The organism is Streptomyces sp. LARHCF249, assembly GCF_052871255.1.
The window spans coordinates 92,339-113,106 of record NZ_JBIXJQ010000007.1 but is presented as its reverse complement, the minus strand read 5'-3'; the positions used below and the strand labels follow the sequence as shown (position 1 = coordinate 113,106).

The window sequence follows — 20,768 nt, the reverse complement described above, 5'->3', positions numbered from 1 at the left end:
GACTGCTCCAGGATCGATCCGTCGGTGGGTCAGCTGACCTTGATCTGGTCGTAGACCGGCACGCTGAACTGGTTGAGCGCCACGTCCGAGATCCGCTCGGAGTGCCCGGCGCTGCCGTTCTGGTACCAGAGCGGGATGGACGGCATCTGGTCGGCGAGGATCTTCTCGGCGTCCTGGAAGGTGGCGGTCGCCTTGGCGGCGTCGCCCTCCTGGTTGGCCTGGTCGACGAGCTTGTCGAACTCCGCGTTGCTGAACTTGCCGTAGTTGGAGGAGGCGCCGGTGTAGTACAGCGGCTCCAGGAAGTTCTGGATCAGCGGGTAGTCGGCCTGCCAGCCGGAGCGGAAGGGGCCGGTCAGCTTGAAGCTGCTCTGCTGGTTGCGGAAGTCGGCGAAGGTGCCGACGGGGTTGACCGTGCAGACGGGGCCCTCGCCCAGCGCGTTGTTGATGCTGTTGCAGACGGCGTCCATCCAGTCGCGGTGCGAGCCGGTGTCCACGTTGGAGGTCAGCGTGACCTTGCCGCCGGGCAGTCCGCCGCCCTCCTGGATGAGCTTCTTCGCCTCGGTGGGGTTGAAGGTGCAGGCGTCGCCGCAGGCGGTGTCCTTGAAGCCGCCCTTCTCGCCGAGGGCGGGGGAGGTCCAGTCCTTGGCGGGGGTGCGGGTGTCGCGGAAGATCTGCTTGGTGATCTCGTCGCGGTTGATCGCCATGGAGATGCCGCGGCGGACCTTCTCCGTGCCCTCCTTGCTCCACTGGGGGTCGTACAGCGGGAAGGTGAGGGTCTGGATGATCAGGGCCGGCTGGTTGATGTAGCGGTCGCCGAGGTCGTTCGCGACGTTCTTCAGCTGCTGCGCCGGGACGTCGTCGACGAGGTCGAGGTTGCCGGAGATCAGGTCGGTGTAGGCGGTGTTGTTGTCCGTGTAGACCTTGAGGTCCACGCCGCCGTTCTGCGCCTTGTCCTCGCCGGGGTAGCCGTCCCACGTGCGCAGCTTCATGCCGGTGCCCTTGGTGTACGAGTCCACCGTGTACGGGCCGTTGCCGACCGGCTTGGCGAGCCAGCCGGCGTGGTCGGTGAAGAAGGCCTTGGGCAGCGGGGAGAAGGCCTGGTAGCCGAGGGTCTCGGGCCAGGTGGAGAACTTCTCCTTCAGGGCCACGGTGAAGGTCTTGGGGTCCTTGACGACCAGTCCCTTCATCGTCTTGGCCTTGGGGTCGCCGGAGGCCGGGTGCAGGTCCTCGTAGCCGACGATGTCCGAGAAGAACGGCGCGTTGTTCTGCTTGTTGCGCACGTCCGCCGCGTAGTTCCAGGCGTCCACGAAGGACTGGGCGGTGACGGGCTCGTCGTTGCTGAACTTCCAGCCGTCCTTCAGGGTGATCGTGAAGTTCTGGCTGTCGGTGGTCTCGATCTTCTCGGCGAGGAAGTTCAGCGCCTCGCCGGTCTTGGGGTCGTAGCGCTTGAGCCCGCGGAACAGCATGTCCAGTACCTTGCCGCCCTGCACCTCGTTGGTGTTGGCGGGCTCCAGCGGGTTCTGCGGGTCACCCCACGAGGAGCTGATGATTCCCGCTCCTTCGCCGTCGCCTCCGCCGCCGTCGCTTCCGCCGCCGCAGGCCGTCGCCGCGAGGGCGACGGCCATCGCACATGCGGCCCACTTGGCGTGGGTGGCTCCGCGCATGGAGTGCCTCCTAGGGATCCCAAGACTCGCTTAGGGGCCAATGTCACCCTATGCGGGGTCCCGCACACCCTCGGTTCGACCGATTGCACCCGCGCGTCCCCCGCCTGTCACCCCTGGGGGTGCAAAGGCAGCTCCCAGGTGTCGACCGCGTAGTGCAGGCCCATGCCGTGCGCCTCGTACAGCGCGAGTGCGCCGGTTTCGTTGTGGATGTCCACGCCGAGTCCCACGGTGTCCCGGCCGCGCGCCGCGTACGCCGCGAAGCCGTGGCGGAGCAGGAAGCCGCCGATGCCGCGGCCGCGCAGGTGCTCCCGTACGCCGATGTGGCTCAGCCAGCCCATGCTCGTACGGTCGTCCCGGGTGAGCAGCACGCCCACGTCGCCCTCGCCGGGCAGGGAGGCGATCCACACCAGGGACCAGTCGAGCCCGCGCGCGTCCAGATGGTCGAGCCAGGGCTCGTACGCGCGCTCCACATGGCCGAAGTGCGCCGCGAAGGTCTCCTCGACCAGGGCGTGGGCGCGGCGGCGGTCGGCCTCGTCGGCGGAGCAGTCGCGCAGGGTGAGGCCCTGCGGCGGGGCCGGGGGGAGGGCTGCGACCGGGTCCAGGGTCCGGGTCATCACCTGGTAGCGGCGGACGCTGCGGTAGCCGCGCGCGGTCAGGAGGGAGAGGTCGAGGGTGGGCTTCACGTTGAGCTGGATCCGCAGCCAGGCCTGCTCGGCCCCGGCGGCCAGCTCACGGGCCCGGATCTCCATCAGCTCCAACAGGTGCCGGGCGGCTTCGCTGTGGCCGGGCAGTACGTAGTGGTCGCCGTAGACGCGGCCGGGCTCTCCCTCCACCCAGACCAGGGCGTAGCAGACGAGCCGCGAGCCGTGGAAGGCGAGCCAGGAATCGGTGGCCAGATCGATGTCGGGGCGGTTCAGATCGGCTTCGACGCTGCCGAGATCGGTCTCCGGGCGACCGATCTCGAACACGTCGACGGCGTTGAGCAGGGCGCACATGTCGGCCGCGTCCCCTGGTCCGGCGGGGCGGTGGGTCAGGACGGTCAGGACAGGCGTCTCGTCGGTCATCCGGCCACTGTCGGGCGGCGCGGCGTGCGGGCGCAACTGCCTTTCGGGAAGCGGCCCTCCAGTCCCGCCGGGCACGCTCCGGCCTCGCCGGCTCTTGAGAGAAACGCCAGGGCGCCCGGGCCGGATGGTGATCCGGTCCCGGGCGCCCTGGTGGCGTACGGCGGGGAGGTCAGACGGCCAGAACGGCCTTCTCCTCCGCGAAGTGGCACGCCGACTCGTGCGCGGCGAAGGAGTCCTGGCCCTTGAAGCGCTCCGGGATCGCCAGCAGCGGCTCCTCGGTGGAGCACTTGTCCTGGACCTTCCAGCAGCGGGTGCGGAAGCGGCAGCCCGACGGCGGGTTGGCCGGGGACGGGACGTCGCCGGTGAGGATGATGCGCTCGCGGTTCTCGCGGACCTCGGGGTCCGGCACGGGGACCGCCGACAGCAGCGCCTGGGTGTAGGGGTGCGTCGGGTGGTCGTAGATCTGCGTGTCCGTGCCGATCTCGGCCATCTTGCCGAGGTACATGACGCCCACGCGGTCCGAGATGTGCCGGACGATCGACAGGTCGTGCGCGATGAAGAGGTAGGACAGGTTGAACTCGTCCTGGAGCTTCTCCATCAGGTTGATGACCTGCGCCTGCACCGACACGTCGAGCGCGGAGACCGGCTCGTCGCAGATGATGATCTCCGGGTTGAGCGCGAGGCCGCGGGCGATGCCGATGCGCTGGCGCTGTCCGCCGGAGAACTGGTGCGGGTAGCGGTTGATGTACTCCGGGTTGAGGCCCACGACGTCCAGGAGTTCCTGGACCTTGCGGCGCCGGTCGCCCTTGGGAGCCACCTCGGGGTGGATCTCGTACGGCTCCCCGATGATGTCGCCGACCGTCATGCGCGGGTTCAGCGAGGTGTACGGGTCCTGGAACACCATCTGGATGTTGCGGCGGACGGCCTTGAGGGCCTTGCCGGACAGCTTGGTGATGTCCTGGCCCTTGTAGAAGACCTCGCCGGAGGTGGCGGTCTCCAGGCTCATCAGGAGCTTGGCGACGGTGGACTTGCCACAGCCGGACTCGCCCACGATGCCGAGGGTCTCGCCCTGGTAGAGGTCGAAGGAGATCCCGTCGACCGCCTTGACCGCGCCGACCTGCTTCTTGAACAGGATGCCCTGGGTCAGCGGGAAGTGCTTGACCAGGTTGCGGACCTGGAGGATCGGCTCGCGCTCGGTGACGTTCTTGGTGAGCTCAGCCATGGATCTGCTCCTTCCAGAAGTGGCACGCGCTGGTGCGGCCGGACAGCTCGGTGCCGTCCTGCGCGGTCACCTGGTGCAGGACCGGCACGTCGGTGCGGCAGATGTCCTGCGCCATGGGGCAGCGCGGGTTGAAGGCGCAGCCCGAGGGGATGTTGAGCAGGTTGGGCGGCAGGCCCTTGATCGCGTAGAGCTCCTGGCCCTTCTGGTCCAGGCGCGGGATCGAGTCCAGCAGGCCGCGGGTGTACGGGTGCGCCGGGTTCTTGTAGATCTCGTGCACCGGGGCGTTCTCGACGATCCGGCCGCCGTACATGACGGCGATCTTGTCCGCGACGTCGGCGACGACGCCGAGGTCGTGGGTGATCAGGATCAGGCCCATGTTCATCTCGCGCTGGAGCTCCGCGAGGAGGTCCATGACCTGGGCCTGGACCGTCACGTCGAGAGCCGTGGTGGGCTCGTCGGCGATGATCAGGTCGGGCTCCAGGGCCATCGCCATGGCGATCATGATGCGCTGGCGCATACCGCCGGAGAACTGGTGCGGGTAGTCGCCCACGCGCGCCTTGGCGGCGGGGATCTTCACCCGGTCCATGAGCTCGACGGCCTTGGCCGTGGCGTCCTTCTTGGACATCCCGCGGTGGACGCGGAACATCTCGCCGAGCTGGGCGCCGACGGTGTGCACCGGGTTCAGCGAGGACAGCGCGTCCTGGAAGATCATCGCGATCTTCTGGCCGCGGACCTTGCGGAACTCCTCGGCGGGGAGCTTCAGCAGGTCGGTGCCCTGGAACAGGATCTCGCCGGACGGGATCTTGCCGGGGGGCATGTCGAGGATGCCCATGACGGCCTGCGCCGTCACGGACTTGCCGGAGCCGGACTCGCCGAGGACGGCGAGGGTCTCGCCGGCGTTCACGGAGTACGAGACTCCGTTGACGGCCTTGGCGACACCGTCGCGGGTGTGGAACTCGACGTGCAGGTCGCGCACTTCGAGGAGCGGGGTGCCCTCCGGCGCCGAGCGGGGCGCGGGGACGTTCGAGGTCTTGTCGATGATGGTCAACGTACGCCCTTCCTCAGCGCAGCTTCGGGTCAAGGGCGTCGCGCACCGCGTCGCCGACCATGATGAACGCGAGCACCGTGATGCTCAGCGCGCCGGCCGGGAAGAGGAGCACGTGCGGAGCCTGCAGCCAGCGGACGGAGGCGTCGCTGACCATGAGGCCCCAGGAGATCTCCGGGGGCTGGACGCCGATGCCGAGGTACGACAGGGCCGCTTCGGCGGAGATGTACACACCCAGGCTGATCGCGCCGACCACGATGACGGGGGCGATGGCGTTCGGCAGGATGTGCCGGATCGTGATGCGCCAGGCGCCGGCACCGAGGGCGCGGGCGGCCATGACGTAGTCGTTGTTCTTGTTCTGCAGCACCGAGGACCGCATGATGCGGAAGATCTGCGGCCAGCCGAGGGTGGCCAGGACGATGGAGACCGTCCAGGCGTTGCCGGGCAGGGCGGACATGATCAGCATGCCGCCGAGGAGCAGCGGCAGCGCGAAGAAGATCTCGGCGAAGCGGGACAGGACGCTGTCGACGATGCCGCCGAGCCAGCCGGCCAGCAGGCCGAGGCCGCCGCCGACGAGGATCACCAGCGTGGTGGTGACGACGCCGACGATCACGGAGTTCCGGGCCGCCCAGACGGTGCGCGTGTAGACGTCGCAGCCCTGGATGTCGAAACCGAACCAGTGGTCCGCGCTCGGGGTCTTCAGCGAGTTCTGCAGGGTGCAGGCGGTGGCGTCGAAGGGGCTGCCTTCGGTGAACCACTGCGGTACGGCCGACAGGACCAGCATGGCCAGCACCAGCACGGTGCCGATCAGGAAGATCGGGTTGCGGCGCAGGTCCCGCATCGCGTCGGACCAGAGGCTGGCCTCGCGGTCCTTCTTCTTGCCGCTGCCCTTGGTGACCGGGGCGCTCGTGGCGGGGGCTCCGGTGGTCTGGGTGTCGGTCAACTCATCCCCCACCGTAGTTGTGTCACGCATAGCGGATCCTCGGGTCGAGCACGGCGTACAGCAGGTCCACCAGCAGGTTGGCGACGAGGTAGATGAGGACCAGGAGCGTCACACCGCCGACGACGACGGCGCCCTGCTTGAGGTACACGGACTGGGCGAGCAGACCGCCGAGGCCGTGGATGTTGAAGATGCGCTCGGTGATGACCGCGCCGCCCATGAGGCCACCGAGGTCGGCGCCGAGGAAGGTGACGATCGGGATGAGCGCGTTGCGCAGCGCGTGGCGCACGACGACGCGGCGGCGGGGCAGGCCCTTCGCGGTCGCGGTGCGGACGTAGTCCGCGCGCATGGTCTCCATCAGGCTGGTCCGCGTCAGTCGGGCCACGTAGGCCAGCGAGGTCGACGCGAGGACGAAGGCCGGGAGGAGGTAGGCACGGATGCCGTCGGCCTCGTTGAAGGAGACCGGGAAGAAGTCGATGCCCCAGGCGTCCTTGAGCTCCACGCCGAGCGTCAGCTGCAGCACGAAGCCGGTGACGAAGACGGGGATGGAGATGACCATCAGCGTGGAGAGCAGCACCAGCTGGTCGAGGAACTTCCCGCGGCGCAGCGCGGCCATGACGCCGGCGAGGACACCGACGACGGCCTCCATGGCGAAGGCGATGAGGCCGAGGTTCACCGTGTACGGGAACGCTTCGCTGATGAGGTCGATCACCTTGCGTCCGGTGAGGGTTTCACCGAGGTCGCCCTGGAAGACGTTGCTGATGTAGTTCCAGTACTGCATCAGGAACGGGTCGTCGAGGTGGTACTTCTCGCGCAGCATCGCCGCGACGAGCGGGTCGGCCTTCTTGTCACCGGCGAGGAGCTGAATCGGGTCGGCTCCGGGCATGTGGAAGGTCAACGTGTAGATCAGGAAAGTGGCACCGAGCAGAACAGGGATCGCCTGTATGAGTCGGCGGATGAGGTAGCGGCCCATCAGACCTCCAGCAGAAGAGCAGGGGGAAGGGGCAGGAAGACGGAAACCTGATTCCGCCTGCCCGCCCCCGATGTCCCCTTGGTGTGAAGAAGGGTGTTAGTTGAGCTCGACCTTGGCCAGGTCCATGCGGCCCTGGGCGTCGATCTCAACGTTCTTCACGGACTTGGAGTAGGCCGAGGAAGACATGTACGTGAAGACCGGGATGTACGGCAGGTCCTTGATGATGATGTCATCGGCCTGCTGGTACAGCTTGATGGCCTCCGCCTCGTTGGCGGTCTTGTCGGCCTGGTCCATCAGCGTCTCGAACTCTTCGTTGACGTAGGCGCCGTAGTTGGAGCCGTGGTCGATCGCGATCTTGGAGAAGATCGGACGGAGGTAGTTCTCGGCCGCCGGGTAGTCCATGGACCACGCCATACGGAAGGCGCCCTTGTACTTCTGGTCGCCCAGCTCGGTCAGCATGTCGCCGAACTTGGTGAACGGCTTGGCGGTGACCTCGATGCCGAGGTTCGCCTTCAGCTGGTTGGCGACGGCCTCGATCCACTCCTTGTGGCCGCCGTCGGCGTTGTAGCCGAGCTCCAGCTTGTTGCCGGGAACGCCACCCGCCTGGGTGTAGAGCTCCTTGGCCTTGGTCGGGTTGTAGGTACCGACCTCACCCAGGGCGCCCTTGCGGTAGCCGGGGATGATGGGGCTGATGAAGTCGTCGGCCGGCTTGCGGGTGCCGTTGAAGATGGTCTTCGAGATGGCTTCCCGGTCGATGGCCATGGAGATCGCCTTGCGGATCTCGACCTTGCCGAACGCCTCGGCGTTCGTCTTCAGCGGGAGGCCGATGTAACCGACGCCCGACTCCGGCTTGTAGAGGTAGCGGTCGCCGAACTCCTGGGAGACGGTGGCCATCGCCGAGATCGGGAGCTTGTCGACGATCTGGATGGTGTCGGCCCGAAGGTCGTTGTACGCCGTGTCCAGGTTGTCGTAGATCTTGAAGGTGACGCCCTCGAGCTTCGCCTTCTCGCCACCGAACTTGTCGTAGCGCTTGATCTTGATCTGCTTGTTGTGCTCCCAGGCGCCGTCCATCTGGAAGGCGCCGTTGCCGATCGGGGCCTCGCCGAACTTCTTCGGGTCGGCTTCGAAGGCCTTCGGCAGCGGGTAGAAGGCGTTGTAGCCCAGCATGGTCTTGAACTGGGAGAACGGGGCCTTCAGCGTGACGGTGAAGGTCTTCTCGTCGACGACCTTCAGGCCCTTGAGCTCGGTGGCGGTGGGCGTCTTGTCCTTGCCCGGCGCCAGCTCCTCGGAGCCCTCGATCTTGTCGAAGAAGGGCAGGCCCTCGGCAGCGTTGGCCTGGTTGGCGCCCCAGTTCCAGGCGCGGACGAACGACTGCGAGTCGACCTTCTCACCGTTGTGGAAGGTGTAGCCGTCCTTCAGCTTGATCGTCCAGACCTTCGAGTCCGTGGTCTCGATGGACTCGGCGACCGCGAGCTTCGGCTCGTTGGTCTTGTTGTCGTACTCGACCAGGCCGCTGAAGAGCGCGTTGAGAACCTCAGCGCCTTCGGACTCGGCGGTGTTCTGGCCCACCAGACCGTGCTGCGGCTCGCCGAGCACCACGGTGATGTTTCCACCGGACTTGCTGCCGGCCTCGTCCTTGCTGGTGCTGCAAGCCGTGGCAGCCATCGCCACGATGACGGCACCCGCGACCCACTTGGCGCTCGTTGCTCCGCGCATGGGTAATTGCCTCCTCAGGAGTCACTGTCGATACGTGAAGGGCCCGGAACCCGCTGACACCCCTGACAGCGAAATTTTCCGGCCCCATCGTGGTGCTCGTGAGTCGGCGCTCCCCACAGCGCGTGACCCATTGACCCGAGCTCAATGGAGCCATCCTCAGGGACGCCTAGTCCGTAAACCACACTTAAGTGGTCTCGTTTTCACAACATCACCCCATGCCCAAAACCCGAAATCCGGACAAACGGATAGGAGACAGACACGTGCGAAACGGACGGTTAGCTCACCTTCCGGAGTGTCACGGTCGGTATGCGGACACCTGAACCCATAAATCCGCTTGACAAACGGGAACGGCCCACCGTTCCGTCAACGGGCCATCAGGGCGCGTACGTCCCCGGCCTGCCCGGCACCGAGAGCCTCGTACAGACCGAGGGCATCCGTCCAGGTCCGCAGGGCACCTTTCTCATCGCCCGCACCGCGCCGGGCGCGTCCCAGCAGGACGAGGGCCTCGGCCCGGCCGGCCCGGTGGCCGGGCTCGGCCAGCAGTCCCGCCGCCTGCCCGGCCCGTTGCGCGGCGGCCTCGAACTCGCCCGCGTTCAGGCCCAGCTCGGCCAGCAGGATCAGCGCCCGGGCCTCGAACAGCCCGTATCCGCTGCGGCTCGCGGGCTCCCGCGCCGCCTCCGCGTACTCGGCCGCCTCCGCCTGCCGCCCCAGCCGCAGGCTGCTGTCGGCCAGCCCCAGCAGGGCCCTGAGCTCGGGGGTCCGGGCGTTGCAGCGCCGGGCCAGGCCGCGGGCCGTCTCGAAGTGGTTCAGGGCGACGCCGTGGTTGCCGAGGCTTTGCGAGAGCAGGGCCCGCCCGACGTACAGATACGACTCGGCGCGCACTTCACCGGTGGCGATCTCGAAGCCCTGGTCGATGTGGTCGAGGGCGCCCGACCGGTCACCCGACTGGATCATGGTGAGGGCGAGCCAGAAGAAGGTGTAGGCGAGATCGGTCTCGTTCCCGAGCCGCCGCTGCATCCCGGCCGCCCGATCGAGGGCCTCGCGGGCGCGCTGCGGCTGCCCGCTGTCGTAGAAGACCACTCCGAGATTGCGCCTGGAGATCGCCACGGCCGTCTCGAACCCCAGCCCCTCGTAGAGGGCCAGTGCTTCGGTGAGCCGCTCCTCGGCCTCGGCCAGCCGGCCCATCTCGTGCAGGATCGCCCCGACGTTGCCCGTCGCGATCGCTTCGGCGGCGCGGAAACCCGTACTGCGGCCGATCTCCAGACACCGCCGGCCGTGCAGCAGGGCATCGTTCAGATCGCCCATGTACCAGCTGCTGAGGCACAGGCTGTTGTGGGAGGCGCTCTGTCCCTGCGTCGATCCGATCGCGCGGTAGAGCTCCAGAGCCCGGTGGTCGTGGGACGCGCACAGCTCGTACTCGCTCTGGTTCAGGTACGCGCTCGCCAGGCTGCGGTGCGCGGCCGCCTGGCCGGCCAGGTTCCCGTCCGCCTCCGCCGCGGCGAGGCCCGCCGCTCCGACGGCGAGCCAGTCGACCGCGTAGGCCCGCCGCATCATGTACGGGCGCAGGGCGTCGGCGAGGGTCCAGGCGAGCTCGCGCGGGCCGTGTTCCGCGGCGCGCTGTACCAGGGCCACGGCGTTCGACCGCTCCGCGTCCATCCACTGCAGGGCTTCACCGGCGTCGGCGAAGCCGAGGCCTTCCCCGGCGCACTCCACCGGCAGGCGCAGGGTCTCGGGCTGCAACAGCCGGACGGCGCGGTCGGTGCTCCCCAGGTACCAGGAGTGCAGCCGGTCCAGGGCGGCGGCCTCCCCCGCCTGCCCCTCCTGTTCCCGGACCCGCTCGACGGCGTAGGCGCGCAGCAGGTCGTGGAAGGTGAACCGGCCGGGCGCGTGCTCTTCCAGCAGGTGGCTCCGTACGAGCTCCTCCAGCAGCCCCGCGGCGGCGGAGGGCTCCGCATCGGCCAGGGCCGCGGCGGCCGGCAGCGGGACGTCGCCGCCGGGGACCAGTCCGAAGAGGCGGAACATCCGGGCGGCGGCCGGCGAGAGCGCGGCGAAGGACGTGTCGAGCACGGCGCGGACCGCCGTCCCCTCGTCCCCCGGAACCTGGAGCACCCCCAGCCGGTCCCGGGTCAGCCGGGCCGCCTGGTCGGCGAGGGAGCGGCCGGGGTGGACGGCCAGGTCGGCCGCGGTGATCGCGACGGCGAGCGGCAGGTAGGCGCAGGCGGCGGTGAGGACGGCGGCGGCCGCGGGCTCGGCGGCGACCCGCTGCTCACCGATGATGTTGAGCAGGACCTCCTCGGCCTCGCCCGGCTCCAGCACCCGCAGCGGCAGCGGAGCCGCGCCTTCCCGCGCGACGAGCCCGGCCAGCGAATCACGGCTGGTCACCAGGACCAGGCACTCCGAGCTGCCCGGGAACAGCGGGCGGACCTGGTCCGCGCAGCGCGCGTTGTCCAGGACGATGAGCATCCGCTTTCCCGCGCACAGGGAGCGGTAGAGGGCCGCGGCCCGGTCCGCCTCCACCGGGATGTGCTGCGCCGGCACGCCGAAGGCCTGGAGGAAACCGCCGAGCGCGTCGATGGGCCGCAGCGGCCGGCCCGCGTCGTGGCCGCGCAGGTTCACGTACAGCTGTCCGTCCGGGAAGGCCTCGCGCCGGCGGTGTCCCCAGTGGACCGCGAGGGCCGTCTTCCCGGCGCCGCCCTGCCCGGTGAGCAGCCCGATCCGCACCACCCCCTCGGGCACGGTTCCGGTGGCGGGCAGCATCGCGTCGAGCCGCCGCAGTACTTCGCTCCTCCCGGCGAACGCCGGGGTGGATCCGGGCAGTTGGGCGGGCGGGGCCTGCCCGGACGGCGCGCTCGCGGGGCGCCGTACGGACTGCGCGCCCGCCTCGGTCCGCGGCGCGCGGGGTTCCAGGAGGGCGGGGTCGCCGGCCAGGACCCGCCGGTGCAGGGCGATCAGTTCGGGGCCGGGCTCCAGCCCCAGGTCGTGCACGAGCTGGGCGCGCGCCTGCTGGTAGGCGGTGAGCGCGTCGCCCCGGCGTCCCGAGCGGTACAGGGCGAGCATCAGCTGGCCGTGCAGCCGCTCGCGCAGCGGGTGGCCGGCGATCGCGGACTGGACGTCGATGATCACGTCCGCGTGGCGGCCCAGTCGCAGATCCGCCTGGACCCGGTTCTCGAAGGCGACCATCCGGGACTCGTTCAGCCGGGGCGCCTCGACCTGGGTCAGCCGGTCCGCGCGGCTCCCCGCCAGGGCCTCCCCGTGCCAGAGCGCCAGCGCCGCCCGCAGCCGGGCCGACGCCGTGGCGTCGTCCCCGCGCTCCGAGGCCTCGGCCGCGCCACGGGTCAGCCCCTCGAACTCCCGCAGGTCCAGGACCCCGTGGTCCAGCCGGAGCACGTACCCGCCGGGCTCGGTCGCCAGTACCTCCCGGTCGGCAGGGCCGCCGTGCAGGGCGTGGCGCAGCCGTTTGACGTAGTTCTGCAGGGTGGTGCGGGCCGTCGAGGGCGGCGCGGCGCCCCAGATCCCGTCGATCAACTCCTCGGCCGGAACCGGGCGGTCGGCGTTCAGCAGGAGCAGGGCGAGCAGATCCCGCTCCTTCGGAGCCGTGATCGCTATGGACCCTCCCCCGCATCGGACGTCCAACGGCCCCAGGATCCGATAGTGGAACAACCCGTCCCCCTCCCCCTACGCCCGCTCGGGCGTAGGGGGAGCCTACGGGAACGCCCCGGTCACCTCTCGCTCGTGCCTCGCTAGTGATCCGCTAGTGCCCCCTTCGCATGCTGACGCCACCTTGACCGCGCGACACCGGAGTTGCCTTCATGACCACGCCCGCGTCCGACCAGAAGAAGCTTCGAGTCGCCCTGGTGGAGCGCCATCCGCTGCTGCGGGCGGGCATCCGCTCGGCACTCGACGGCGCGGGGGGCATCGAGGTCGTCGCGGAGGCCGGGGAGGGCGGCCACGTGGTGCCCATGGTGCTGAGCGCTGCTCCCGACGTGGTCCTGATGGACCTGGACCTGCCCGGGTCCGCCTCGCTGGAGCTGTGCAGAACGCTGGTCCGTGATGCCGGGGTGACGGGGGTCCTCGGCATGACGGGCCGCGGCGACGACGAGGGGCTGTTGCGGTCGGCCCTCATGGCCGGGGTCCGGGGGTACGTGTCCAAGTCGGCGGGGGCGCACGAGATGGTCGGCGCGGTGCACATGGTGGGGAACGGGTTCATGGTCGCCGGTGACAGCGCGGCCCGGCTGGTCACGGGCCTGCTGCTGGGGCCCGGCCGGCGCACGGAGCACGATCCGCTGCCCATGCTGACCCGGCGCGAGCGGGAGATCCTGGACCTGGTGGCCCGCGGGTACGACAACCGCCGGATCGCGCGGGCCCTGACCCTGGCCGAGAAGACGGTGCGCAACCACGTCTCGGCCGTCTTCGCGAAGATCGGCGTCAACTGCCGTGCGCAGGCGGTGGTGTACGGGCGGGAGGCGGGCATGGGCCTGACGGGCTGACAGGTGGCGGGGGTGGGGCCGGGGCGGCCGGGTCAGTGGTATCCGGCCGCCTGGAGGTCGAACAGGGAGGCGTACAGGCCGTCCGCGTCCATGAGCTGCTCGTGCGAGCCCTCCTCGAGGACCCGGCCGCCGTCGAGCACCACGATGTGGTCGGCGGTACGGACGGCGGAGAAGCGGTGCGCGACCAGCAGCGAGGTGGCCCGGTTGCGGACGCTGCGCAGCACGTCGAACACCTCCGCCTCCGCGGCGGCGTCGATGGCGGCCGTGGGCTCGTCGAGGATCATGATCGGAGCCCTGCGGACCACCGCCCGGGCCAGGGCCACCTTCTGCCACTGGCCGCCGGAGAGCTGGTGGCCGCCGGGGAACCAGCGGCCGAGCTGGGCGTCGAGTCCGCGCGGGAGCCCGGCCAGGAACCCGCGGGCTCCGGCGGTCGCGGCGGCCTCCCACAGCAGGTGGTCCTCGTCCAGGGCGGACACCTCGCCGAAGCCGATGTTCTCCCGGACGGGTGCCTCGTACTGCTGGTAGTCCTGGAAGATCATCCCGATGTTCTCCCTGAGTTCGCTCAGCGAGTAGTCGGTGAGAGGCCGGCCATCGAGGAGGATGCTCCCGCCGGTCGGCTCGTAGAACCGGGTGAGGAGCTTGAGCAAGGTCGACTTGCCCGCCCCGTTCCTGCCGACGAGCGCCACGCAGGATCCCGCCGGCACGGTGAAGGAGACGCCGTCGAGTACCGCCCGCTCATCCCCCGGGTAACGGAACGAGACGTTCTGGAACTCGATGCCCCGGCGCAGAACGGACGGCAGGGGCAGTCCGTGCCGGTCGGCCGACGGCTGCTCCTCCATGTCCAGGAACGAGAACAGGTGGCCCAGGAAGAGGCTGTTCTCGTAGAGCTGCACCCCGCTCGTGCACAGTTGCCGCACCGATGCCTGGACCAGCGCGATGCCGGCGACGTTCCCTGCGAGGGCGCCCACCTGGCCGCTGTCCAGGGCGAGGCGCACCGACAGCACGATCGCCGCCGCCGTGGTGCCCGCACTGAGGAGCCCGAACAGCCCGCTGTACAGGGCCTGCCGGTCCTCGATCCGCCGGTCGGTCTCGTAGAACCCGTCGACCAGGGCCCGCGCCCTGCCCAGCAACAGCGGCACCAGACCGAACAGCCGCGTCTCCTTGTACGTCTGGTCGTTGGTCAGCAGGTGCTCCAGGTAGCCGAGCCGCCTGCGCCCTTCCGTCCGGGCGTGCTCCGCCGCGTGGGCGCGCCGGGTGAAGTGCAGGCCCACCAGCGCGGCGGGCACCGGGGCGAGACAGACGGCCAGGGCCACTGGCACGCTCATCCGCAGCAGCACCGCACCTATGGACACGAAGGACACCGCCGCGGAAGCCACCGCGATCAGGTGCGTGAAGACCTCGAGCGGGCGGAACACGGCGCCGCGCGTGGCCCGTTGCAGGCTGTCGTAGGTGTCCGGGTCCTCGAACTGGCGCAGGGACAGCCGCGCGGACTTCTCCATGAGCAACAGCCCGACCGCGTCCGGCAGCCGGCTGCGCAGCAGGGACTCCTGGTGGTCCCGCAGGACGACGAGGAAGTGGCTGACGACGGCCATGCCCGCCAGACACGCCCCCGCGGTCACGGCGGCTCCCGAACCGGTGTCGCGGGTCACCGCGTCCACGACGGACTGGAACATGACGGCGGTGGCGTACACCTGTACCGCCGGCAGGACCGCCGTGATCAGCGCGAGGACGGAGACCGACAGCACCTGGCGCGGGCTGATCCCCCACAGCAGCCGCAGGGCCCGGCCCCCGAGCCCGGTCACCGCCGGCCTTCCGACTGCGGACGGCCCTGGACGGCACGCAGCGCCAGCGCCCTCAGGTGGTGGCTGCGGACCTCGCCCTCCCGGTCGAGGCCCGCGAGCCGAATGCTCTGCATGTGGGCGAGGCTGTCGAGGATCTCCTGCTCCGTACCGATCAGCTGCCCGGACCGAGCCAGGTCGCGGACACGCGCTCCCGCAGCGGCCACCGCCCGGGCCTGCCCGGCGAGAACCGCGGCGAGATCGTGCGCCCACTGCCGGGCGAGCGGGTCCGGGTGTTCGTCCCACGGCGCGATCAGGTCGCACAGCGTGCGGCGCACGGTGCGGAAGCGCTCGCGGGTGTCCGCCGGGATCTCCTTGCCCGCGAGCTGGTGGGCTGCTCCGGGTGCGCTCCCCCACTGCCGGTGGAGCGCGTCCAGCGCGTACGCGCACACGATGTCGGCGTCCATGCCGGGGCGGCTGCGGAGAAGGCCCAGCAGCATGGTCGCCATGTCGCTGCTCGCTTCGAAGGCCGCCTCGGCGGCGTCCATCGCGAGCGGGCCGCCGTACCGTTCGGTCTCCCGGTCGTAGGAGACGACCGCCAGATCCGCGGCCAGACCCGCGTCGACCAGCCCCTTCGCCCAGCCGACGAGCCGGACCAGCGGCGCCGACGCGTCGGCCCCGGGAGCCCGCCGCACGCGTATCCGCAGGTGCGGGTGGGGGTCGCCGTAGCGGATGAAGAACCACCGGTCGATCAGGCCCTCCTCGCGCAGCTCCTGGACGAGCCGGGGGAGGCTGCCGCTGAGGATGTCCTCGTGCCGGGCGGCCGCCGCGTAGAGCTTCACGTGGGCCCAGTCGCCGCCGGCGGTCTGGCGCTTGGCGTGGACGGGGTCGGCGGCCAGGTCGCGGGCGGCAGCGATGGCGGCCGGGGAGACGACCGGGACCGGCTTCTCCACCGCCGACCTCCTGGCCAGCAGCGGTACGACGATCTCGTTCGCGTACGAGCGGCCGTGCGCGTCACGCAGCCAGGACGGCCGGGTGGGATCGGCCACGGATTCCTCCAGCACCAGGGCGCCGAGGCCGCCGGGCGCTTCGGAAGCGAACAGCGCGCGCTGGACCTCGTCCACGCACAGCGGGTTCGCCAGATCGAGGAGGATCCGGTGGTCGAACAGGCTCAGGTGGACCCAGCGGGGCACCTGCCAGGTCTGCCGCCATTCCCGGAACGCGTCGAAGAACCCGTCACGGTCCACGGCCGCGGTGTCGGCGCAGCCCTCGGGGAAACCCGGGACGTCGGAGCCGAACAGCCAGCGTGCGGGCTTGAGCACGATCCGTCCCCTGGTCACGCGCGGCAGGAACGGCGCCCGCTCCATGGCACCCCAGGAGAACTCGGCGAGCGGGGCCCAGCCGTCCTCCGAAGCCTCCAGCAGGAACCGGCACACGTTGGGTGCGGTACCCCAGTTGACGAGGTGGCTCTGGGTCACGTGCAGTTGCCGGTCGAGACGGGCCGACCGCAGGTAGAAGCGGTCCTGAGTCGCCCCCACGAGTACATCGGAGAGGTCGATCTGCTGTACGTCGCCGCCGGTGGGCGAGGCGTTGACGCATATCTCGTAGCGGCGGACCGGCGGGTGGATGGCCACGTTGCCTCGTCGCCCGTCCAACTGTGCGTAGTTCAGCTCGGCGAACACGGTGCCGGCGCCGAGCTCTTCCTCGGCCGTGGCGTACTCCTGGAGCACCTTCTGGAAGTTCTCGCCGAGCAGGTCGAAGAACCGCCCCCCGAAGCGGCCCCCGTCCCGGAGGGGTCCCGTACCCAGAACGAACTTCCAGTCACCGGCGTCCAGTTGTTCGCGCGATCCCGCGACGATCTGCCCCATGACGTCCAGCGACGGGCGGGCGTCCGGGCCCGGGCTTCCCTCGTCCCGCGGCTGCCACGCCGTGAGGAAGGCATCCGTGATCTCCACTTCAGGCTGCCCCTGGTGGAGCGCTGCGGCAGCGAGGGCTGCCAGCGCCTCCTCCTGCTCCCGCCGGTCAACCCTCGGGGCAGGGGTCAGGGGCAGCGCTCGGGGCGGAAACCTGTACGACTCGGGGGCGTCGAGGCCGGTCTCGGGATCCAGCAGGTCCAGGACGGGGACCTCCGCCCCCACGCCATAGCGTTCGAGGAACTCGCCGTGGTACACGGCGAGATGGTGCAGCCGGGTCGGCTGCACGAGTCGCAGCAGCACGTCGGCCGCGTCGGCGGCGTCGGCGGCCACCTGGGAGTGGAGGGTGGTGCCGCTGAGGTCGAGCCGTGCGTCCGCGTGGAACGGGCTCTCCCGGTGGCCGGGCACCACCACACGCTGGTGCTCGTACAGCTCCGCCAGCAGGCGGCTGCCTTCCTCGGGCGGGGCTTGGTCCGCTGCCGCGGCGAGGCGGCGGGTGCGGCAGAGAGCCCGGCGGTAGCGGCCGGCGGCGGCGAGGCCTTCGATGCGGTCGAGGACCGCCTGCTCGGGGCAGGGGTGGGTCAGGGCGGGCCGGAGGTCACTCGTCAGCATGCCCAGGTCCCACAACTGGTCCATCAGTCCCGTGATCTTCGCCTGCGGCACCGCGGGGAACTCCCGGGCCAGCGCGGTGATCAGCTCGGTCCAGCGCGGCCGGGCGGCGGCTCGGGCCAGGACGGCATCGACGGCCCGGGTGGCCCGGACACTGCTCGACTGCTGGTCCGCCGTGACCGATGCCTGGGCCACGGCCAGCGTGATGCGGTCGCCGGTGCGCTGGAGCAGCGGGTTGGCTCCGACCGTCAGCTCGCCCCGCAGCTCCGGGTCGCCCTCCATCTCCTTGATCAGTTCCATGAGCCAGCCCATGTCCGCGCGGGTCCTGGTGGCCGCCGGGCGCTCACCGGTGCGCGCCAGCGTGGTGGCTTCGCCGAACTCCCCCGCCTCCACCTGCGCGAACAGACCGTACGGGGTGGATCGGGAGCTCATTCTGGACAGGTAGCGCAGCAGCGAGGAATGCATCCGGTCGGCGGCTCGGCCGTCAACTCCCGGTGCGCTCTTCTCCAGCTCCGCCGCAAGGCTGTGGCTGGCCACGCGCACGGCCTGCCGCACCAGGGGCAACTCCCCCAGCGCCCAGAGGCGATCGCGGGCACTCCGGCCCAGGCCGTCGAGTGCCTCCACGTACGCGTCGACCGGCAGGGTCGGCGTACGGACGAGGAAGAATCCCGCCGGGGTGTACAGGGCGTCGAGGCCTGTCGGCGCGGTGCCGCTGGACCGGGTCATTGAGTCACTCTTTCCGCGGGGTGGGTCAGGCGATGAGCAGGGCGCGCTGCCATCGGCGGGAAACAGGGGCGTGCACGGTCCACAGCGCTGCGGCGACTCCGGCCGCGCCGCACAGGAAGTCCGGGTTGTCGATCCGCAGGTCGGGCGGCTCGTGGTTCTGTACGCCGAAGGCCAGGTCGTCCCCGCAGTGGGCGAGCAGCCGCTCTGTCAGCAGGGGGAGGAAAGTCCGGGCCAGAGCGCTGTCCGTGCCGCGGGCGAAGACCCCGCAGATCGCGAGCAGGCCTGCCAGCCCGTGGCAGAGCGTGGGCGCGAGGCCGTCCAGGTGCCCCTCGGCACGGCGCAGCGACGCCTCGAACGCTGTGACGGAGAACCCCCGAAGCCGGTCGTCCCCGAGCGAGTCCGCCGCGATGAGCAGGGCCGCGGCGATACCGGGCGCGCCGTAGCACCAAGCGGTCCTGGACGGGTGCGATGCCCGGCCCCGCCGGCCGTCCGGCTCCAGCGGGACCCCATTGGGCCAGTCGACGCCGAAGTCGTCCGGCATGGTGGCCGACGTCAGCAGGCCGACCGCGGCGCCGATCGCCTCCCGCATGCCGGGGCGGCGGTATCCGGCCCGCCAGGCCAGGGACAGTGCGGCCAGCGGCCCCGGGATGCCGTGTGCGAGGCCCAGGTTGATGTACCCGTGTGGGTACTCGTCCCGGTATCCGGGCAGCGGGAAGTTCTCCGGGGGGATGGTCCAGCGGGACTCCGCGCCGTCCCTGGGAGGGGTGCAGAGCCTGATCAGCGCGTCGATGAGGTCATGGACGCAGTCGCGCAGGTTGTCGTCCGGTACGGGTACGGAGACGAGGTGGCCGAGGATGCCCGCTGCTCCTTCGAGGACGTCGTACTCGTCGAACCTCGCGCGGCCGTCGACGACCGTCCCGCTCCGCGCCCGCACCTGATCGGCAAGGGAAACGTGCAGGCTGTGGAGCGGGCTCCGGTACCGGTGGTCGTCGGCCGCGAACTCCGAGAGGGCGAGGGCGAGACCGGCCGACCCGGCGACGATGCCGTGGCGGACCAGAGGGACGTCGTGGGTGCTGCGCACCGACCGGATCAGGGTGTCGTGCGCGGCTCGGCGCCAGCGTGCGCCGGAATCGGGATCAGCGGACGAGGCCGTGCGCAGCAGCAGTGCGATGCCCGCGTCACCCGCGAGGAGCGAGCTTTCGCTGCGCCGGCCCGGCGTGTTGGGGTCCTCGATCGATGCGGCGACGCGGTCGGCCACGAATGCGGGGTCGGCAAGGCGCGACGTGATCAGGGCCGCGGTGCGCCGGGCCTGCTCCGCGAGCGTGCGCTCCGTCACCGCTCGTAGCCGAAGGTGTCGAGCAGGTGGCCGAACCGGGCTTCGAACTGTTTCACGTGGCGCGGTGCGAAGGCCTCTCGCCAGCGTCCGGTGCGGCCCTTGTTCAGGGTGAAGGATCCGGGGTTGAAGATCGAGTCGGAGACGGCTTCGATGTCGACGTCCTTGTCCAGCCAGTCGGCCACCCGCCGGACCGCGTTCAACTGCACCTCGCGGCTTCCACCGCCCTGCGGGCCTACGAGTTCCTCGAAGGAGACTCGGCAGACGTTCGGGTGGTGGAGAAAACTGATGGCGGACTCGAAGTCCGACAGCAGCGGCATCTGCGGGTCGGACAGCGCGTAGTCCAGCTTCTTCCCGTAGTCCTCGATCGACTCCAGGACCGGCCCGAAGATGGCCGACTCCGGGTACCTCATGAACGTGAGCCCGTTGTTCCGCGAGAAGAAGTCCACCAGCGAGACGAGGACGTCCCTCGGGTCCCGGTAGTTCAGGATCACCTTGGGCGAGCCGGTGTTCGTCCACTCGGCCAGGAACGTGTTGTCCATCCGCCAGACATCCACCGAGTGGAAGATCCAGCTCACGCCGGCCGGGGTGGTGGAGAACGGAGCGGTCCAGATCTCGGGGCGCATCGTCGGGCCGAACCGCGCCTCGGGTGCGATCGCCTCGACATGGGGAAGAGGCGTCACGGCCAGACGCGTCTGCCAGGCCCAGGCCAGCTGGAGCCAGACCTGGTCCGTGGTGCGGATGAAGCCGTCCCGGTCCCGCTCGTGGTCGAGTGCCTCGAATTCGGCAGGATCGAGAAACTGTTCTGCCATGTCGAGCCGCTCGCGGACGCTGAAGGCCGGCCGGCCGTCCGACGGCGGCACGGGCTCACCGTAGACGCCGTAGCCGAGCCGCACGAGCAGCTCTTGCACCAGGTGTGTTCCGCACTTCCGAGGCGATATGACAAAGACTCGCTCGCTGGACATTTCTGACCCCTTTGCACAGGCAGGGCGACGGCCCGCCCTTTCGGGCAGGCCGTCTCGGATCCACTGACCCTTTTACTTGCAGCTGATCGAGGGAGGGATGCAGTAGTCACACGTACCCCGGCACGAGTACCAGTTGCTGAAGCCGCCCTCGATGGACGCGATGTCGGAACTCACCGCGATGCGCACATCCAGATCGAATTCATCGACATCGAATCCCTGGACGGCCGGCTCCATGACCAAGACTGACATTGTTCTCTCCTCAGAGAATTATTCGGCTGGTTCGAGAAACATAATGGCCCGATCCTTGTCCCGAATTCCCGGTGCAGATGTCCC

14 protein-coding genes are annotated in these 20,768 nt (G+C 70.0%); 1 reads left to right on the top strand and 13 read right to left on the bottom strand.

The genetic code is table 11. The features are described 5' to 3' along the window. Positions 1-29: 29 nt before the first annotated feature. The 8 genes from ACIPUC_RS21440 to ACIPUC_RS21405 form a co-directional block, all read right to left on the bottom strand. Positions 30-1,664: a peptide ABC transporter substrate-binding protein gene (locus ACIPUC_RS21440; protein WP_446591332.1), complete on the bottom strand. Its 1,635-nt coding sequence runs from the start codon at positions 1,662-1,664 to the stop codon at positions 30-32. A gap of 107 nt (positions 1,665-1,771) precedes the next feature. Next, a complete protein-coding gene (locus ACIPUC_RS21435; RefSeq protein WP_446591331.1) occupies positions 1,772-2,728 on the bottom strand; it encodes a GNAT family N-acetyltransferase in 957 nt (318 codons plus the stop codon). A 169-nt stretch (positions 2,729-2,897) separates the two neighbouring features. Next, a complete protein-coding gene (locus ACIPUC_RS21430; RefSeq protein ID WP_446591329.1) occupies positions 2,898-3,950 on the bottom strand; it encodes an ABC transporter ATP-binding protein in 1,053 nt (350 codons plus the stop codon). Continuing rightward, positions 3,943-4,998 (bottom strand): ABC transporter ATP-binding protein, encoded by a 1,056-nt coding sequence (locus ACIPUC_RS21425; RefSeq protein ID WP_446591328.1) that lies wholly within the window; start codon positions 4,996-4,998, stop codon positions 3,943-3,945. Before ACIPUC_RS21425 ends, ACIPUC_RS21430 begins: the two co-directional genes overlap by 8 nt. Before the next feature lie 13 nt (positions 4,999-5,011). Further along, a complete protein-coding gene (locus ACIPUC_RS21420) occupies positions 5,012-5,968 on the bottom strand; it encodes an ABC transporter permease (protein ID WP_446591326.1) in 957 nt (318 codons plus the stop codon). Further along, complete coding sequence (locus ACIPUC_RS21415; protein WP_446591324.1) at positions 5,961-6,908, bottom strand: ABC transporter permease; 948 nt, start codon at positions 6,906-6,908, stop codon at positions 5,961-5,963. The genes ACIPUC_RS21420 and ACIPUC_RS21415 overlap by 8 nt, the downstream gene beginning before the upstream one ends. Before the next feature lie 96 nt (positions 6,909-7,004). Next, positions 7,005-8,624 carry a peptide ABC transporter substrate-binding protein gene (locus ACIPUC_RS21410; protein WP_446591322.1) on the bottom strand — a complete coding sequence of 540 codons (1,620 nt, stop codon included), beginning with the start codon at positions 8,622-8,624 and terminating at the stop codon, positions 7,005-7,007. Between the two features lie 363 nt (positions 8,625-8,987). Then, positions 8,988-12,257, bottom strand: coding sequence for an AfsR/SARP family transcriptional regulator (locus ACIPUC_RS21405; protein ID WP_446591320.1), 3,270 nt, complete (start codon positions 12,255-12,257; stop codon positions 8,988-8,990). A 176-nt stretch (positions 12,258-12,433) separates the two neighbouring features. Between ACIPUC_RS21405 and ACIPUC_RS21400 the strand changes: the two genes are divergently transcribed. Next, the gene (locus ACIPUC_RS21400) at positions 12,434-13,111 is read left to right on the top strand and encodes a LuxR C-terminal-related transcriptional regulator (RefSeq protein ID WP_446591318.1); all 678 of its coding nucleotides are present in this window, start codon (positions 12,434-12,436) and stop codon (positions 13,109-13,111) included. Positions 13,112-13,143: 32 nt separating this feature from the next. On the opposite strand, the gene ACIPUC_RS21395 is transcribed toward ACIPUC_RS21400, so the two are convergent. The 5 genes from ACIPUC_RS21395 to ACIPUC_RS21375 form a co-directional block, all read right to left on the bottom strand. Then, entirely contained in the window at positions 13,144-14,913 is a 1,770-nt protein-coding gene (locus tag ACIPUC_RS21395; RefSeq protein ID WP_446591316.1) for an ABC transporter ATP-binding protein, read from the bottom strand. After that, positions 14,910-18,137 carry a lantibiotic dehydratase gene (locus ACIPUC_RS21390; RefSeq protein ID WP_446591314.1) on the bottom strand — a complete coding sequence of 1,076 codons (3,228 nt, stop codon included), beginning with the start codon at positions 18,135-18,137 and terminating at the stop codon, positions 14,910-14,912. The genes ACIPUC_RS21395 and ACIPUC_RS21390 overlap by 4 nt, the downstream gene beginning before the upstream one ends. A gap of 25 nt (positions 18,138-18,162) precedes the next feature. Next, positions 18,163-19,473: a lanthionine synthetase C family protein gene (locus tag ACIPUC_RS21385; protein WP_446591312.1), complete on the bottom strand. Its 1,311-nt coding sequence runs from the start codon at positions 19,471-19,473 to the stop codon at positions 18,163-18,165. Continuing rightward, positions 19,470-20,381: a hypothetical protein gene (locus ACIPUC_RS21380; RefSeq protein ID WP_446591310.1), complete on the bottom strand. Its 912-nt coding sequence runs from the start codon at positions 20,379-20,381 to the stop codon at positions 19,470-19,472. Before ACIPUC_RS21380 ends, ACIPUC_RS21385 begins: the two co-directional genes overlap by 4 nt. A 126-nt stretch (positions 20,382-20,507) precedes the next feature. Next, entirely contained in the window at positions 20,508-20,684 is a 177-nt protein-coding gene (locus ACIPUC_RS21375) for an FDLD family class I lanthipeptide (protein ID WP_446591308.1), read from the bottom strand. Positions 20,685-20,768: the final 84 nt, after the last annotated feature.